Raw genomic sequence first — 17,975 nt, forward strand, 5'->3', positions numbered from 1 at the left:
AGAACTATGTTATTAAAGACAACTATTTTCGCTTGTTGTATTTCTTTATCCCTGTCGGGCCTTGCTCAAAATGGGCCTCGTAAAGTGGTTTATGTAATAGCCGACGGCATCCCTGCCGATGTAATGGAACGTTTGGAGTTACCTAATTTCAAAAAGATCATCTCAGCAGGATCCTACTCGCGTATGCACGTGGGTGGCGATAAAGCAAGTTACAATGAAACACCAACCATATCTGCCGTTGGTTATAATAGTTTACTTACGGGAACATGGGTAAACAAACACAATGTACCAGATAACGACATTAAAGCGCCCAATTACCATTATCAACACATTTTCAGGTTGTTTAAAAATCAATACCCTGAGAAAAAAACAGGAATCTTCTCCAGCTGGACAGATAACCGGACCAAGTTGCTTGGCGACGGGCTTCCTGAAACAGGAAACTTTAAGCCCGATTTTGTAGCAGATGGTTTTGAGTTGGATACTATTCGTTTTAAACATGATAAAAATTCTGCCTACATGCACCTTATTGACGAGGAGGTAGTTAAACAGGCTGCAAACACCATTCATGATAAAGCGCCTGATCTTTCCTGGGTATACCTGGAATATACGGATGATATGGGACATCGATATGGTGATAGTCCAGCGTTTTATAATGCTGTTGAGATGCTGGATAAACAAATGGGCCAGATTTGGGATGCCATTACTTACCGTCAACAGAAATTTAAAGAAGATTGGCTGATTGTAATTACAACCGATCATGGACGTGATGAAAAAACTGGCCGCGGACATGGTGGACAATCTGAGCGTCAACGTTCTACCTGGATGGTGAGCAATTATAAAAACCCGAATATTTACGCTCAATACTTCGATCTTGGTGTAGTAGATATCATGCCTTCCATTGCCGACTATCTTAACGTAAAACTGCCAAAAAGTGTAGAACAGGAAATTGACGGTACATCATTCATTGGCCCGGTTTCCATATCAGCACTAAAAGCAAATTATGTACAAAACCACCTCGACATTAGCTGGAAAGCACTGGAAAAGAAGGGAAAAGTAAAAATTTGGCTGGCAACGACCAACGCGTTTAAAACAGGAGGAAAAGATGACTATCATTTATTGGGAGAGGTTGACGTTAGTCAGCAACATTATTTTGCAAATCTTAAAAACTACCCATCCGCTTTCTATAAACTCTTGTTAGAAGCACCAGATAACATGCTCAACAAATGGATAAGCGTTAAATAATTAGTTTCATTCCTAATTCCAATAAATTATCTTTCTAAGCCCAATCGCTGATCGTTCAAGATCAACCATTGGGCTTTTTAATTACTCATGGCACTTATCATATTTCCTGCAGGCTGTTTTAACTTGGTATCAGGTTACTCACAGAAAATACCCACAATAAGCTTATTCATAATGTTCATCTTAAAATAATCCGAACTTTTTTAACTCATTTGATGTTAGATATTTAGCTATAGCAATCAAATTAACGGGACTAATAATTTATAAACCTTAATCCCATATAATATGAAATTATTTCGATGCACGCTAATTCTATCACTTATACTGGTTTTCCAACAGCTAAGAGCACAAAACGACAGCAGTTTTGTTAGTCTTTTGAATAAAAAATCGGTTCAGTTAAATGTGGGTACACAAGGTATTGGCGCCGAATTTATTTACGGGGTACTGCCAGAACTTGTTGTAAGAGGAGGCCTTAACTTCATCCCAATTAAAGCAAATGATGTATTCAAAATTTCAGGGTTTAATTCCACATCCAATGTTGCAGCCGATTTTTACAATATTCATGCCTTTGCAGATTATGTACCATTTAAAAATGCTGCGTGGTTTCGTATGGTTGGCGGCTTTTCTTACTTTTTTAAAGCAAAAGGGAACCTAAGGGTAATTCCATCTGATGATTATAAATATGGCGACCTGGTACTCACAGAAGACCAAATCGGTTATGTAGACCTTTCAGTTGATTGGAAAGGCCTTGCACCTTACCTCGGCGTAGCTTTTGCGCACACCTTCCCCCGCAAAAAATTTAACATTAATGTAGATGTAGGCACTCATTACCTCAGCAAGCCACAGGTAAAAATAGTAGGTACAGGTTTATTGGAAGGCAATTCATCTCAAACCTCTCAACTACAAAACAACATAAAAGATTATCGCTGGCTCCCAACTGTTCAAATCAATTTTAATTTTAAACTGTAAAATTTAAGATCATGTTTAGAATAAATACAATGTGTATGGTACTGATAATGTGTATCCTTTCCGCCTGCAAAAAGCCTACTGAAAATATAAAAATTGTAATCGATACTGACGTCATCAAGTATACAGCAATGATAAATGTTACAGATGGGCAAGATGGGAACCCCGCTCCTGCAAATTCAACCATCACCATATCCGGCAATGACGCCAGCAATATTTATGAACTTTCAGGCAAAAAGAATATCCAGTTAAGTGCCGGCATGGTTACGATAGGCCTGCACCCGAGTATTGCTCCCGCAGCAGATCAGCCGATTAGTATTATTGCTGAAATTAATGCTCCAGGATATAACAAAGAATCCAGACAGATCACCTTCACGGCGGAAAAGAAACAACAGGTGGTTAACATCCAATTAACCCGAACAGGCTCGACTGCGCCGCCAGTAGTTACGCCACCACCTCCTGTTTATAATAATGTTTCTTTAACGTTTACCGGCCGATGCCCAAACCGAACCGATGTAGAGATCAGGCCAAGCGTTTATGTTTACTTTCGCACTTCAGGCAGCAATGCAGCCTTTCAATACCTGGGCTATATGGATAAAGGAAATATTAGTACAAATTTGCTGGCACAAAATGCAAGCTATGATTTCCAGATCGTTTTTGGCGGCGAAACCTATAGGATAAATCAAAAAATAGATCAAACGGCTTATAATTTAACCATAGATATGCCTGCAGCCTGTAATTTCTAAATGCAGAAGCGCTTAGCTTAATTGAATAACATAGACAAAAACTATATTTTTAAACTTCGTAATATTCGTACTTTTTAACCAATTTTTAGGACTTACAGACCTTTTTTAGCAATAGTTCTTGAGCGAAATTTGTAGTCTAATTTATCGGCAGAATCATGTTTATTGATTTTTCTAGCTGATGACAAATGCAAATTCAATAAAAAATGGTCAGTCCCACTATCTCATCAAGCCCCAACGGTTTAAAAACTGCTATTATCCGATTTCTTATTTATGGTTCAATAATGGTTTTATTGTCTGAATTTCTAAAGTGGAATGTGCAGCATGAAGCAGGAAGTAATAAATTCAATGAACAATCAATTGTAGAATATGTGCAGAGCTTGCTACTACTATTAAGTGCCCTTACTTACCTTTATATTTCATTTAAACATAAATCATCATTCCCACTTGCTTTTGCGCTATTTAGCTTCACAATGGCGTCTCTCATCAGAGAGCAAGACGCTTTTCTTGATGAACATGTTTATGATGGAGCATGGCAAACCGGCGCTTTTAGTCTGCTTTTTCTTGCAGTTATTATTGTATACAGAAATAAAGGACTCTTTTTTTCTAACCTAAATGGTTTTGTAAACAAATTTTCTTTTGGGATTCTGTTATCAGGAATTTTAACGACTTATATTTTCGCACGTTTATATGGCAGAAAAGTATTTTGGATGGCCGTTATGGAAAGTCAATATACCCGTGATGTGAAGAATGTATCAGAAGAATCGCTCGAACTTTTTGGCTATACACTCATCCTAATTGCTAGCGTAGAGTTTTACCTGCTTGCGAAAGCAAAAAGTAATAAGCAAGCATTAACAATGCGCAGCAGCCAAACACCATTTAACCTTTCGGCATAATATACTGAAAGTAGCATTAAACCTATCAATGCCTAATTACTAATGGCATTGATCAGGTTTTTCACAAAGTGCTTCAAACCTGTATTGCGCATTAAATAATTGAAAGAAATAATACCCAATATGGCGCAGCTTAATCCGGCCAACACATCAATCGTATAATGATGGCTGGTATAAATAGCTGAAAACCAGATACCTAGCATAACGGCGGCAAAAAAAATATTGATCTTGCCCAACCTGTTTTTTAAACCATAATAAACAACAATGACAGGATACGATGAATGTAGAGATGGCATAGCAGCAAATACATTAGAGCCTTTGCTATATATACCATGAAAAAGTGTAATGTTAAAATAATGGTCAAACCGGGCCAATCCAGCAGTATTACCAGCTGTTTTCGCGATAAACTCGAAACCATGTTCCTGCACATACCATGGAGGTGCGGCCGGGAAAGCATAGTACAACACAAAGCCTAACAAATTTACCCAAACAAAGGTGAGCGAAAACCGGACAAACTGTTCCTTATTCTTAAAGAAAAGATAAGTAGCAAATGCCAGCGGAACTGGTACCCACATCAGGTAGAAAAACCCTGTTAATACATCTAAAAATGCAGTACTGTTAATTTTCCAATATTCGTTGGGTGTAAGTATTAAGCCATGGTAATTAATGCCGAAAGTATTTTTTTCCAAGTCATATAAATCTTCAATATGTACCGCATTAAAAAGATAGTTTGGAAAGGCTTTCATATAATCGAACAGTATCCAGTAGACAATAAAGATTGAAAAGCCTAGGATAAATTGCCTGGTTCCCTTCGAGATAAAAAACAAAGCATTAAAAATAAAAATCAGCACCAGCTGATCGGTCTTAAAGCCAACCAGTAGTACTGATAACAATAGATATCCAACAGATATAGCAACTGTTAGATAAATATTCCGAAGATTATAAAAACTGTTTTTAAGCAATACTTCTTGCTGCATGTTATTTTTTATCAAAATTAGATCTAAAAATATGATCCCAAAAAGTCCAGCTTACCCCATAACCCTTGGTCGAATCGGAATAATGATGAAGCATGTGGTGCTGTTTTAACTGTTTCCAGAAACCGCTTTTAAAATTGGCATGGTGAAGCGCATAATGCACCATATCGTAAAATAGATAACCGATCATAAAACCAGAGAAAAATGGGTAAACCACTGTATCGGGCAATAACCAATCGAAAAGAAAATAAAAACCCAAAGCCATAGGGATACTGGCCGAAGGTGGCATAACCAACCTTTTGGCATCGTTGGGGTAATCGTGGTGTACACCATGAAAAATAAAATGGATTTTCTTGCCCCATTCCATATCTGGCTCGAAATGAAACACATAACGGTGCAAGACATATTCAGTGATGGTCCAAATGCCAAGGCCAAGCAAAAACCATCCTGCAAAGTTCAAAGCAGGCATTTCGATTTCCCAAAGCGCTTTCCAAAAAAGGTAGGCAATCACTGGAATATAAACAATTAAAGGCACATAAAACCTAACTTTTGATAGGCTTTCTAAAAAGTCGTTTTTAAACATCCTGATGGATGCTGTCGAATTTGAAACAAAATTCTTTTTCATTGGTAATATTTTTAACTGGTCTTCGACTACCCTCACATTTAATCGTCATCCTGAACTTGTTTCAGGATCTTCTCTTCAAACAATTTATCATGCTCAACGTAGGGGTCTTCGACTCCGCTCAGACTGACAAATCGCTGTCATTCTGAACGCAGTGAAGAATCTCTAATCTATATACATTGAACTCAATATCATATCAAAAGATTCTTCGTTGCACTCAGAATGACAATTAACGCCCTCCGCTAAACCTTAATCCTTTCAACTAACACCTTTGAAGGTTCTGAAGCGTCCACCCCTTTTATTTCTACATATTTTACATTCGGAAACCAAAAGGTACCGCCCTCAATCCGAAGGAATATCCGTTCTAACTGCATTTTTTTATTGTTAATGGTTGCAAAAACATGGTATTTTTTATCTGCACCAGATTTATTTAAATACATCGGCAGTTTTTTATGCGAGGTAAACCGAAGTTCGAACTGTCCGTTACCCAGATTTTTGCTGATAATGCCATAGGCAAATTTCCGTTGGATATAACTCAGCTCTTTCTTTTCGCCTTTATCTCCGTAGCGCATCCAAAATACATTTACGGGCTGTTCTTTATTTACTTCGCCATGTTTGTCAACATTTAACTGGCAGATAATGGTATTGGTATTCGGATCGCGCTGTAAATAAAATAGCTGATTATTGATATCTTTTGGCGTTGGAAAAGTAATTGGAGAAGGATCTGACCCCTGCGCATTTGCGTTAAAAGAAAACATTCCGGTTAAACTTCCCATCAATACCAAACCCGCAATTAATGCAGCTTTGTTATTTCCTTTTCGCTCATTAAATTCTTGCGCTTCGAGTCCTTTTTTGGCCTCTTGTAAACGTTTAATAGCCGTAATATTGGTCAATACCGCCATTAGCGTAATGGGCATGGTAAAAATCGACATCGCTTCAAAAACATGGAATGAAATGCCTGGTATGTAAACTTTGTAATTGCCACCAATAAAATGACCTGCAATACCACAGGCTATGGCAAAAACGCCAATGGTTACTACCCTTTCGGGCCTTTGCATTAAACCGCCCTTACATTCTACCCCCAAACCTTCGGCCCGTGCCCGCGTATAACTCACCATCATCGAGCCGATCAATGCGATAAACGCAAACAAAGAACTTAAAAAATAATGATGTGCAACCAGGTAATAACAGATCCCTAAAAACATGATCATTTCGCTATAGCGATCGAGCACCGAATCGTACAAAGCACCAAACTTCGAACTCATGTTTCCCAATCGCGCTACCTGACCGTCGAGCATATCGAACAGGCCTGCAAAAAGCACCAGTGCCCCTCCCCAACCAATGTATGACATATCGCCTCGGTTCGATTTTTCGGCACCGAGCACAAAAATTACGGCCACACCGATATTCAGGATCAGGCCAATGGTGGTTACCGCATTAGGTGTTAAACCTATTTTTATCAGTCCCTTTACAAAAGGGTTAATCACCTTGTATATGCCCTGTTGCAGGCTGTCCCTTAGATTTTTTTCCATAGCTTTTTTCTTAAAAATCAAATTTTACCCTTGCCCTTATTCCCCATTCCGAAACTTCTGGATTATTGAGGTAGTTGAACCTTTTCACCACGTCGACCCTCAATAGTTTAAAGATATTGCCTACACCAACACTGCCTTCCATGTACGGCTCGTTACCCAATGCATAAGTTCTTTGTGCGCCATTTTCGTAAACCGGAAACTGGTACAATCCCGATTGGAAATTTGGGTTATTTTCATTTCTCAATCCACCATATAAGGCTTTGAATGATACCACTTCTCTCAACTTTAATTTTTTGATCAATGGTACTTTATTAAAAAAGAAGCCATTAAAATTATGATCGATATTGATGCTTACATAATGATCGCTCACAAACTCGAGGAAGTTCATCAGGTTATAAGAGTTAAGCTGATAAGCATAAGTTTGGTTGGCCCGGTGTATGGCCAATAAAGGGAACGGCACTTTTCCGGCGATATAACCACCTTCGAAAGTTACATCGCTATAGCCTAACTGCGATAAATAGAAACGTTTATCGATGCTGCCCATTAAGTTATGGTAATTGTATTCGCCACCGAAAACGCCCTTTAAACCTGCAGTATAACGTAAATTAAATACCGGATAACGATCGGCAATGGGCACACGGTAGATCTTGCCCTGATAAAACTTTTCATTTGGTGCATACCTTAATTGCAAAGAAATTTCGCTGGTACTTAATCGATTAACCGACTGATTTGCGCCGTTTAGGTAATTTAGTCCGCCGGCAGGCGTTTGGCTCCACTTTTTAAAGCCGAGATTATAAGAAAAGTGGTTTTCAAACTCTTTAACATAATCCAAACGATAAAAATCGTTGTACAACAGCATATCGTTTACCCCACGTTTAAACGACAGTAAGAAATTATCTTCCTGCACAAACTGGAGTTCTTGTCCGGGAATTTTAGTGTCGCGCTGAAAACTGGCCCTAACATAGTTTTGAGGGAATTCGTAGATCGATTTGTTATTCAGCGAATAAGTTCCGGAAAGGAAAAACTTCCATTTCTCATCTTTAATACCGTAAGCCAGATAGTTTTCGAAATAATAACGTTTACTCAGTTCAGGCGTTGTTCGGCCACCTACCCGCAGCCTTAAACCTTCTACATTGTTAAAGCTATAAAATGTATTTACCGGGCCAATTTCGTAAGGACCGAGATTCTGATACCCTGCAAATAAAAGTGTCACGATTTTCATCGTCCGTTTAAAAGATGGCAGATTTTGCAGGGTATCTATATTGCCATAAATCTTCAGCTGGTTCTTCGAAATGGTATCCAGCCTGTTTTGCTCCCAGAATTTATCGTCTTTTTTTGCTGCATCGGCCCGCACAACGGTACTTTTCCCTTGAAAAATAGTATCGGGCAGAACCGTATCAAACTGGTAATTCTTATAGGTAACGGTACGCTCGCCGGTAAAACCTATGCCTTTGGTTTTGCCAATACCGAAATCGGCCAACAGATTACTTTTGCTCAAACTGTATTTACCTTTGTTGTTGGCTTCAAAATCGAGATCAACTTTTAACGCACGTACAAAATTGAGGTTAATGTTTTTATTTACCCCAAATGAAGCTCCGGTAACGGCGTAATGGCTATCGTTCGTTACATAAATCTTTCCTTCGAACAGCATATCGTTTGTATTGCGTGGCGTAAAAGACAGCTCGATGACCTCAGGCTTTTGATTTTTTAACGTATCGGTAATAAAAAACTTATAAAAAGCAGGTGCCCCATCCGAAATCGGACTTAAAAACTCATTACTGATTACAGAGATATTGTTTTTATAGATATCGATGTCCTGATACATCCTATCGAAATAGGTTTTCATTCCTTTATTATCGATGTACCTGCTATCGAAGTTTACCTGTTTCTCGGCAATAACAACAGTTTTATTTCTTTCCGGATCTTTACTAAGGTAACTATCGGCTAGTTGCTCCTGAATATACACCGGTAAGAGGTTTTTTCCGCCAATTAAGGTCGAATCCTGTTCCTGAAATAAAAACTGGTAATTTCTGAACATCTTTTTGTTCTTAAACTTTTCCGAAACATTGCTCAACGAAAACAACATCTTCTCATACTGCCTAAAAGACACCGTATTGTAACTCTTAATCCGGTTTTCATCTTTATGGGCAATTACCTGGCGGATCAATTCGACCGCCGGATTATCTTTATTGCGGTATCTCACCTTTTTTCCACCAACAATGACCACTTCATCCAATGCTTTTGAATCAGGAACCAATGTAATATCGAGTTCCTGCGTTGCAGATGGCATAACATTTTTAAAAACTGCACGATAACCTACATAGTTAAAAGTGATTTCGCTTTGTGGATCGGGAGAAACCAATGTATACTTTCCGTTCACATCGGTCTGTATCCCTATTTTAGTGTCTTTAAAAAAGACGGAAACATTCGGCAGTGTTTCTTTGGTTACGGCATCGCGCACCGTTCCCGACACTGCGGTTCTTTGGGCAAAAGCATTTACCTGTAAAATAAAACTGAGCACCACGAATAGAAAAAATGAATAGATCGGTTTCATTTAACTTGAAAAAATAAACTGCTTTTGCATGATATAATTGTAGCTTACCCCGGTTAAAACTGAGCTAAGCACTTTAGCGAGAACATAATTAAGATTAAAAAAATGGGTGAGCACAAACACACCCGCGGTTACAATAATGAGATTGCCTGTCCATACCAAAATGTATTTCAAGATCTGCCATTTAATCGCTGTAGATTCACTTTCGAAAACCCATTTCCGGTTCACATAAAAATTAACAGCACCACCTGTAACCGTACCGGTAATACTTGCTGCCAGATACCACCAGCCAAAAAGATTTGCGGCAATAATGGTCACACCAAAATCTGTTGCCGAGGCCACTAATGATGATGCCTGTGCTTTTAGATAAGTGAACATCATGGTTAAAACAGTGCTAAAACAACAACCAGTTGCAGTATAACATTTGCATAAATCCCGGCCAATACATCATCAGCCATTACACCCCAGCCACCTGGCAATTCTTCGAGTTTTCGGATATAAAGCGGCTTGAGGATATCAAAAAACCTAAAAAGAATAAGTCCTATAAGGGTGTATTCCCATTTTAAAGGCACAAACAATAGGGTGATGCACATTCCGGCCACTTCATCAATCACCACCCTACCGTGGTCTTTCCCCCAAATCTCTTCCACCCGATCGGCACTCATTACGCCCAACATCACGATGAGCATAGTAAAGAGCACTGGCCATAAATAAGGGTTGGTAAAAGGGCTCTGGAAAAGATGCCAGCATAGGCAGGTTGCTATTGCAGCATAAGTACCTGCGCCCTTGCCGATATACCCGATCCCCAGAGCCGTTGAAAGAAATTTGTGGATAAACACTATACTGTTTCTATCAATTCTTCTTCGTAATCCTGACCTAAATGGGTGATCAATTCTTCGCCCATGATGTAACGTAAGGTGTTCTGAAGTTTCATTAACTGTTTAAAAATGTCGTTTTCTGCAGGTACACCCGGAATCGTTTGTGGCGATTTCAGATAGAATGATAACCATTCCTGAATGCCCGAAAGGTTTGCACGTTTAGCCAGATCGATAAACAAAGCAAGATCTAATACAATAGGTGCGGCTAAAATTGAATCGCGGCAAAGGAAATTGATTTTGATCTGCATTTTATAACCCAACCAACCGAAAATATCGATATTATCCCAGCTTTCTTTGTTATCACCGTGAGGCGGATAATAGTTGATCCTGATTTTGTGGTACATATCGCCATACAAATCAGGGTTAACCTCTGGTTTAAAGATATCTTCCAATACACCCAGTTTAGATACTTCTTTAGTTTTAAAGTTATCAGGATCATCTAACACCAAACCATCGCGGTTACCTAAAATATTATCAGAAAACCAACCGTTTACACCCAACGAACGTGCTGCCAAACCAGGTGCCAAAATGGTTTTCATTAAAGTTTGACCGGTTTTAAAATCTTTACCAGCAATTGGGGTATCGGTTTCTTTAGCCAGTTCGATTAAGGCTGGAATATCAACTGTTAAGTTTGGTGCTCCATTAGCGAAAGGAATTCCTAATTTTAATGCGGCATAAGCATAGATCATACTTGGCGCAATACGCAAGTCGTTATCTCTTAAACCCTGCTCAAATGCAGCCAGCGATTCATGAACTTCTGATGGTTCGAAATAAATTTCGGTAGAACCACACCAAACCAGTACAATACGGTCGCAATTGTTTTCTGCTTTGAAGTTTTTAATATCTTCCATTACGGCTAAAGCCAGTTCGTAACGGTTATCAAGATCTTTTACATATTTACCATCCAGGTTTTTTACATAATTTCTATCGAAAGCAGCACGCATTGGTTTAATGGCCTGTAATTCCTCACGTACATCGCGTAAAAGGTTAGCGTCTAATACGCGGGCATTCATTGCCGCTTCGTAAACATTATCTTCATAAACATCCCAGCCACCGAAAACTAAGTCTTCAAGACCAGCCAGAGGCACAAAATCTTTAATTTTTGGTTCTCTCTTTTCTGTTCTTTTGCCCAAACGTATAGTACCCATCTGTGTTAACGAACCGATAGGTTTTGATATCCCTTTTTTAATTGCCGCAACTCCGGCAATCATGGTTGTTGCTACAGCGCCTAATCCTGGCATTAATATTCCCAGCTTGCCTTCAGCTGCTTTTACTTGTTGTTTCATTCTATTTTATTTAAAATCTTATAACCAATTGTTTTTACGGTACCAGTTTATGGTTTCATTAAGCCCTTGTTCGAGTCCGAATTGGGGCACAAAACCAAAGTCGTTCTGAATATTTTTAATATCGCAGCCCCAATTGAGGGCGGTGAGTTCTTTTATCTTATCCACATTTAAGGCTGGAATCTTATTAAATACGCCATACAAACGTTCCATCGACCAGGCAAGACCTTTAATCAATTGCACAGGCACATTCACGGTCAACGTTTTTTTGTTTAAGGTTTTACGCACATGGCTAGCTAGTGCAGAACGGCTATAAACTGCCCCATCAGAAATGTTATAACTTTTGCCAACTACATCAGATGCAAGTGCTTTTATAATGATATTGGCCAAATCGGTGGCATACACAAAGCTCAGTTCCTGTTCCTGTTTGCCGATATACAGCTCCAGTCCTGCTTTAATGGTTTTAATCAATATAAAAATGTCTTTCTCCCGTGGACCATAAACTGCCGTTGGTCTGAATATGATTAATGGCAGATTCGGAATCTGAGCCAAGTATGTCTCGGCAAGCGCTTTGCTGATTCCATAATTGGTTACCGGATTTGATACCCCCATATCGGTCAGTTTTTCATTCTTTCGATTTAAAGGTCCCAGCGCAGCCAAACTGCTGATAAATACAAATTTCTTTATGTTATGTGCCGATTTTGAAGCCGCCAAAGCCAGGTTCCGGGTATAAATGGCGTTTACCTGATTGTAATCATCGAGTTTTTTGGCTTTGGTTACCGCAGCTGCATGCACGATGTAATCGTATCTTTTTTCCTCTATATTTTCCTTCAACAGGTATATGGAAGAAAGATCAAGGTCAACATAGTTGATCGGAAAATCTTTAAGATGTGCTGCAGTAGCCGATTGACGTACATTTGCATACACTTCGAGATCATTCGCCAAAGCAGATTTTATCAGGTGATACCCTACAAATCCTGTCGCTCCTGTAATCAACACCCGCTTTTTCATATCGCTTTCTCTAAAATCCTGTATTTACGATATAGTTTACCACCAATATCTTCAATAGGTTTATTGATCAGATCGTTATGATCCAGAGTCCAGCTGGCCTCCGCATATTTCATGTTTTTAGCCTTGAAATGTTTAATGATACGACCATAAAGACAAGCTTCAATCCCCATTTTACGGTAACCATCTACCACACCAAGCAACAAAATACGGATGCCATCAATTTTCTTTTTATTGGCCAAAAGTTTGATTAAACCTGTTGGGAACAACCTACCACGTTTAATTTTGATCAGGATCTGATTAATATCGGGAATGGCCAATGCAAAACCCACAATCTTGCCATGCTGCTCGGCCAGGATACAAAACTCCGGATCGAGGATCAGTTTTAAGTCATTTGCTGTATAGTCGAATTCTTTGTCCGTCATCGGTACAAAACCAAGGTTTTTATCCCATGCTTTGTTGTATACCTCTCTCACGGCGTTACACTCCTCCTTGAATTTTTTCATGTTGATTTTACGCAGCACGATATCGTTACGGAGGAGCCGTTCTTCTATCCTATCCAGTAGTTTAACAGATCTTTCACTATAATTGCCCGCGGTGTAGCGGTAGGCTCTTAAATCAACATTTTTCTGAAAGCCGGTTTGCTCTAAAAGCGACAGATAATATGGCGCATTATATGGCATCATGGCTACAGGTGGCCCATCGAAACCTTCAATCAGTAATCCGCATACTTCGTTGGTTGAAAAATTTACTGGTCCTAAAACTTTTGTCAGCCCTCTTTCCGATAGCCAATCCTGTGCTGCATTTAAAAGTTGCGAGGCAACTTCCGCATCATTTATACAATCGAAAAAACCGAAGAAACCATCATGTCCGCCATAGACCTTATTGTGATTTTTATTGTTAATTGCCGCAATGCGCCCAACTACTTTACCTTCGTCGTACAGCAAAAAAAGCTGTATTTCCGAATGTTCGTAAAAAGGATGTTTGCCGGGAGTAAGTAAATCGCGTTGGGCAATAAAAAGTTCAGGAACATAGTTTACATCGGCCGCATACAATTGATGCGGAAAATCTACAAAGGCCTTTAATGCTTTTTTACCAGAAACCCTTACCAGTTCTCTCATGATTGGCTTCCTACTAATTCTACGTTAACAGCTTTAAAAGCAGCGCTTAGTTTTGTTATGGCTGATTCGATCTGATCGAAAGTATGTGTAGCCATTAAAGAAAACCTGATCAAAGAAGAATCTGAAGGCACTGCTGGTGAAACTACCGGGTTTACAAATACCCCATTTTGTTGAAGGATATTCGTAATCATAAAGGTTTTGGTATTATCTCGAATATAAATGGGAATAATCGGACTATTGCTGTGCCCGATGTCGAAACCGGCTTCGAGCAAAAGTTTTTTCGCATATTCTGTATTGGCCCAGAGTTTATCAATCCTTTCAGGTTCAGATTCGATGATATCCAATGCAGCAATTACACTTGCTACGGCAGAAGGCGGCATACTTGCACTGAACATCAGTGAGCGGGCACGGTGCTTGATATATTCGATGGTTTCGGTATTGCCGGCGATAAAACCACCCAATGAGGCCAGCGATTTGCTAAAAGTGCCCATAATCAGGTCAACATCCTCCGTAAGGTTAAAATGTGATGCCGTTCCCGATCCATTAAAACCGATTACCCCTAAACTGTGCGCATCATCCATCATAATATTGGCGCCAAATTCATTGGCAATATTTACCATTTCAGGAAGATTAACCAAATCGCCTTCCATGCTGAAAATGCCATCAGAAACAATCAGTTTAGCGGCATCTTCAGGTAACCTGCTTAGTTTTCGGCGCAGGTCCTGCATATCGTTATGCGCATATTTAATGGTGCGCGAAAATGCCAAACGGCTTCCGTCAATAATTGAGGCATGATCGTACTCATCCAACAACAGGTAATCGTTACGATCTAACAAACAGGATATTACCCCTAAGTTGACCTGAAAACCAGTACTAAAAAGCACTGCTGCTTCTTTGCCCACATATTCGGCCAAACGGTTTTCCAATTCGAGGTGAATATCGAGCGAACCGTTCAAAAACCGCGATCCTGCACAGCCAGTCCCATATTTCTCAATGGCCGCTTTTGCGGCTTCTTTTATTTTAGGATGATTGGTTAACCCTAAATAGGAATTTGAACCAAACATGAGTACCTTTTTTCCATTGATAACCACCTCGGTATCCTGGCCTGATTCTATCGACCTGAAATAAGGATATAATCCCTTTTCTTTTATCACCGCTGCATCCTTAAAAGAGGCAATTCTATCTTGTAATTTTTTACGCATGCTGAACTTATATTCTTCAGTTTTTAAAACCCTGTTCTGAAAATTTGGCCTGTACCTGAATGCTACATGTAGAGATCAAAATCACTAGGTAGATTAAGACCGCATTAACCAAACGATTTGATAACACAATTTTAACGCGGAATTGAACCCAAAAAAAGGTTCAAATGTGGGATATATTGGTCAAAAAGTTGGATCGATGAAATGTGACATTCAGATGAATTGACCAATTGACATTCTGACTTTTATTATAAAATAGTAAAAAGATTAAAAACAGGTACAAAACCACTAAAAACAAGATAAATACCTGTAATTAAACAGGTTAAAATACGTAAAATTCTTAATCAAAAACACAAAAATCAATCAGAAATTAGTCATTTTAAAAAAATGTTCTTGCAAAACTCATTGTGAACATTACATTTGCCATAGCAAAATCCGACAGATAAAGGGCGAAAAACTATCCATAAAAGGGTGGCTAAAATTGTAGTGCAAAAGATGATGGAATCTGTTAAGAAATTATTAATAAACGCTGAACGATTTTATGCAACAAGAGTTACTCAATAAAACTTTTTCAGAAAAAAACCATGAGGATGCGCTTTCTTTAAATGATGGATTGATGGCAAAAATCCACCATAGTAGTGATCCGCATTATTGCAGTTCGGAACCTTTCCGGGTATCGAGTTATGCCTTAATTCTGATCACAAAGGGAAAGATGAACCTTCGGATAAATTTTGTAGATCATGTATTAAATCAAAGAGACATTCTACTTATTTTTCCACATGCCGTTTATGAAATTAAGAACAACAGTGATGTTTCTTTCATCAGCATCCATTTTAACAAAACTTATTTAAAAAACAAAGGTATATTCTTTAATAGCGGAGAAGCTTACAGAATGTTCCAGAACGATCCTACTCATAAATTTTCATTATCAAAAGAAGAATATACATTCATTTATTATGATATGCTTGCCCTGCACAAAAAGCTGAATGTACCTAAAGATACCCCACAGATTAAAAATATTGTGCACAATAGCTTCCTGGAGCTTTTGTACGACCTCTTTTTGTTAAAGAATAAACAGAAAAATCCAATACCTCTTGCTCATGATAGTAAGACAGAACTCACCAATCGGTTTTTATCATTGGTATCAGAAAACTTTAAGAAGGAAAAACGTGTAATTTATTATGCCAACTGTTTACGCATTACGCCAAGGCATTTATCGCAGGTTGTTAAACAGGTAACCGATAGAACAGCTGGAGAAGTTATTGACGAAATGGTGATCAGGGAGGCGAAACTACTGTTAACCAGCCATGTTATGAATATCTCGGAGGTAGCTATGGAACTGCGCTTTAGCAACTCTTCTTTTTTCGGCAAGTTTTTCAAAAAACAGACCGGAATTACGCCGTCTGAGTATAAATTATCGAATAATATTGCGGTATAGATCAATCTCATCAGACTGCTAATTGCCTTCGGGAGCTCGCTTAAAGCTCGGTTTACTTCGTAGCTTTCCGTTTCACTACAGGTCATGGTGACGACCGCAACCGGGGATAACGCTGCCGGTCACTCGCCTGCAACGGGGAGGGTTTTATTATGTCAATAAGTTAAGTATTCGCCATAAACCAAAATAATTTAACCACAGATAGCAAGGATGCACACAGACATGGAAATCCGTATTTATCTGTGTGCATCTGTGGTTAAAACTTCTTAACTTAACGACATTGTCATCTGTGGGGTAGCGGTTTATTATACCCGTAATAGTAGCACTATTTCTGCCTCCTAAACCTGATCGAAGCGAGATGCCGATTTCCTTCAAATTGGCAGAAGCGGGAGCAGGACTGAACCGCCCTAAATGCTCCTGCAATTGCTTTCCAAAAAACAAATGTTAATGTTATGGATGTACACTAATCAATTTTTTACCTGCTATATCTTCCCATCTATAAAAATGAAAGGTTTTATCATCGCTCATAGCCACCAACAAACCGTGTTTAAAATCGGCGTTTAATGGGACTGAAACCACATCAATGCCATCGGTTTGATTGGCTGAATATTTAATGGTGGTTAACAGTGGGTGTGGATGAGCAGTATTCGTTTTAGCCACCCGATCGTACACTTTTAACTGCTTAGCCCCCTGATCGGACACAAGGATATACCCTTTATTCCCTGAAGTTTTATAAATAGCAATCCCTTCATTGTCGACAGCAAAATCGCCCTGTCCAAACAGTGCCAGTTCTTCATTCCCTTTGGCCGGGTCTGCATAATACTTGCGTACGCCAACCTGCTCATCGCAATAATAAACATAGCCCAACTCATTATCAACGGCAATGGCCTCTATTTCCTTCTTACCACTATACTGACCAAATTTTCGAACCAAATCTGCTTTAACATTGCCTTTTCCATCATCGGTTAACAGGTATTGCCAAAGATAACCTCCGTTTTTAGGCCCCGTTTTACGACCAACAATGGCATAAATTTTTCCGCTTGGGTCGGTATACATCGAAATCCCCATCAAATCGCGGTACTCTGCTTCTGTTTCGCCAACAAAAACAGGAATTCCGCCATTATCAATGGCTTTCATATCAGGAAGAGAAAATATCCGCAGTTTATGCGTGTAACGTTCTGTGGTTACTGCAATATCTCTTTTTTTTCCAGCCAGTAACAAACCATAAGCAATATCAACATTGTTTGGGCGCTTTAGGCCTTTTACTGTCTTCGACTTGATGATTTTACCTTTCAAATCGAAAACATATAAGCCACCACTGCTATCTTTATCGGTACCGATTACCAAAGACTGCGCCGGATCGTTCGGGTTTACCCAGATCGCAGGATCATCGGTATCAAAATCGACAGGATCAGATACATATAAAGGTTTTACCACTGTACTACTTCCGTTTTGCGAGCCTCCATTACAAGAAATGGTCAGGCTTAAAACCGCAAACGCGGCAAGTTTTAATATATTATTATGTTTCATT

The 17,975-nt window shown here is 39.1% G+C and carries 16 protein-coding genes; 5 read left to right on the forward strand and 11 right to left on the reverse strand.

The window, feature by feature from the left end; translation table 11 throughout:
- Positions 1-6 precede the first annotated feature (6 nt).
- The 4 genes from ACTJKN_RS24920 (at position 7) to ACTJKN_RS24935 (ending at position 3,844) form a co-directional block, all read left to right on the forward strand.
- Positions 7-1,242: an alkaline phosphatase family protein gene (locus ACTJKN_RS24920; protein ID WP_440828355.1), complete on the forward strand. Its 1,236-nt coding sequence runs from the start codon at positions 7-9 to the stop codon at positions 1,240-1,242.
- Between the two features lie 282 nt (positions 1,243-1,524).
- Entirely contained in the window at positions 1,525-2,208 is a 684-nt protein-coding gene (locus tag ACTJKN_RS24925) for a hypothetical protein (protein WP_440828356.1), read from the forward strand.
- A gap of 35 nt (positions 2,209-2,243) precedes the next feature.
- Positions 2,244-2,951 (forward strand): hypothetical protein, encoded by a 708-nt coding sequence (locus ACTJKN_RS24930; protein ID WP_440828357.1) that lies wholly within the window; start codon positions 2,244-2,246, stop codon positions 2,949-2,951.
- Between the two features lie 290 nt (positions 2,952-3,241).
- A complete protein-coding gene (locus ACTJKN_RS24935) occupies positions 3,242-3,844 on the forward strand; it encodes a hypothetical protein (protein ID WP_440828358.1) in 603 nt (200 codons plus the stop codon).
- Between the two features lie 32 nt (positions 3,845-3,876).
- Here the strand turns inward: ACTJKN_RS24935 and ACTJKN_RS24940 are convergent, their stop codons facing one another.
- From ACTJKN_RS24940 to spt, 10 genes are all read right to left on the reverse strand, one after another.
- On the reverse strand, positions 3,877-4,818 hold the full coding sequence (locus ACTJKN_RS24940) for a phosphatase PAP2 family protein (protein ID WP_440828359.1): 942 nt from the start codon (positions 4,816-4,818) through the stop codon (positions 3,877-3,879).
- Between the two features lies 1 nt (position 4,819).
- Complete coding sequence (locus tag ACTJKN_RS24945; protein WP_440828360.1) at positions 4,820-5,440, reverse strand: sterol desaturase family protein; 621 nt, start codon at positions 5,438-5,440, stop codon at positions 4,820-4,822.
- Between the two features lie 239 nt (positions 5,441-5,679).
- Positions 5,680-6,969 carry a DUF4833 domain-containing protein gene (locus ACTJKN_RS24950; RefSeq protein WP_440828361.1) on the reverse strand — a complete coding sequence of 430 codons (1,290 nt, stop codon included), beginning with the start codon at positions 6,967-6,969 and terminating at the stop codon, positions 5,680-5,682.
- A gap of 10 nt (positions 6,970-6,979) precedes the next feature.
- Positions 6,980-9,523, reverse strand: a complete 2,544-nt coding sequence (locus ACTJKN_RS24955; protein WP_440828362.1) for a DUF5686 family protein — start codon at positions 9,521-9,523, stop codon at positions 6,980-6,982.
- The gene (locus tag ACTJKN_RS24960; protein WP_230144964.1) at positions 9,524-9,901 is read right to left on the reverse strand and encodes a GtrA family protein; all 378 of its coding nucleotides are present in this window, start codon (positions 9,899-9,901) and stop codon (positions 9,524-9,526) included.
- Between the two features lie 2 nt (positions 9,902-9,903).
- Positions 9,904-10,359 (reverse strand): phosphatidylglycerophosphatase A family protein, encoded by a 456-nt coding sequence (locus tag ACTJKN_RS24965; RefSeq protein ID WP_440828363.1) that lies wholly within the window; start codon positions 10,357-10,359, stop codon positions 9,904-9,906.
- Entirely contained in the window at positions 10,359-11,684 is a 1,326-nt protein-coding gene (locus ACTJKN_RS24970) for an inositol-3-phosphate synthase (protein ID WP_057933740.1), read from the reverse strand. Before ACTJKN_RS24970 ends, ACTJKN_RS24965 begins: the two co-directional genes overlap by 1 nt.
- Positions 11,685-11,702: 18 nt before the next feature.
- Positions 11,703-12,692: an NAD-dependent epimerase/dehydratase family protein gene (locus ACTJKN_RS24975; RefSeq protein ID WP_440828364.1), complete on the reverse strand. Its 990-nt coding sequence runs from the start codon at positions 12,690-12,692 to the stop codon at positions 11,703-11,705.
- Positions 12,689-13,810 carry a hypothetical protein gene (locus ACTJKN_RS24980; RefSeq protein ID WP_440828365.1) on the reverse strand — a complete coding sequence of 374 codons (1,122 nt, stop codon included), beginning with the start codon at positions 13,808-13,810 and terminating at the stop codon, positions 12,689-12,691. Before ACTJKN_RS24980 ends, ACTJKN_RS24975 begins: the two co-directional genes overlap by 4 nt.
- Positions 13,807-15,012 (reverse strand): serine palmitoyltransferase, encoded by a 1,206-nt coding sequence (gene spt / locus ACTJKN_RS24985; RefSeq protein WP_440828366.1) that lies wholly within the window; start codon positions 15,010-15,012, stop codon positions 13,807-13,809. The genes ACTJKN_RS24980 and spt overlap by 4 nt, the downstream gene beginning before the upstream one ends.
- Positions 15,013-15,550: 538 nt before the next feature.
- Here spt and ACTJKN_RS24990 point away from each other — a divergent pair.
- Entirely contained in the window at positions 15,551-16,447 is an 897-nt protein-coding gene (locus ACTJKN_RS24990; RefSeq protein WP_440828367.1) for a helix-turn-helix domain-containing protein, read from the forward strand.
- A 447-nt stretch (positions 16,448-16,894) separates the two neighbouring features.
- Here the strand turns inward: ACTJKN_RS24990 and ACTJKN_RS24995 are convergent, their stop codons facing one another.
- A complete protein-coding gene (locus ACTJKN_RS24995) occupies positions 16,895-17,974 on the reverse strand; it encodes a phytase (RefSeq protein WP_440828368.1) in 1,080 nt (359 codons plus the stop codon).
- Between the last annotated feature and the right edge of the window lies 1 nt (position 17,975).

Origin of the sequence: Pedobacter sp. 22163 (assembly GCF_052045595.1) — a bacterium.
Lineage (GTDB): Bacteria > Bacteroidota > Bacteroidia > Sphingobacteriales > Sphingobacteriaceae > Pedobacter.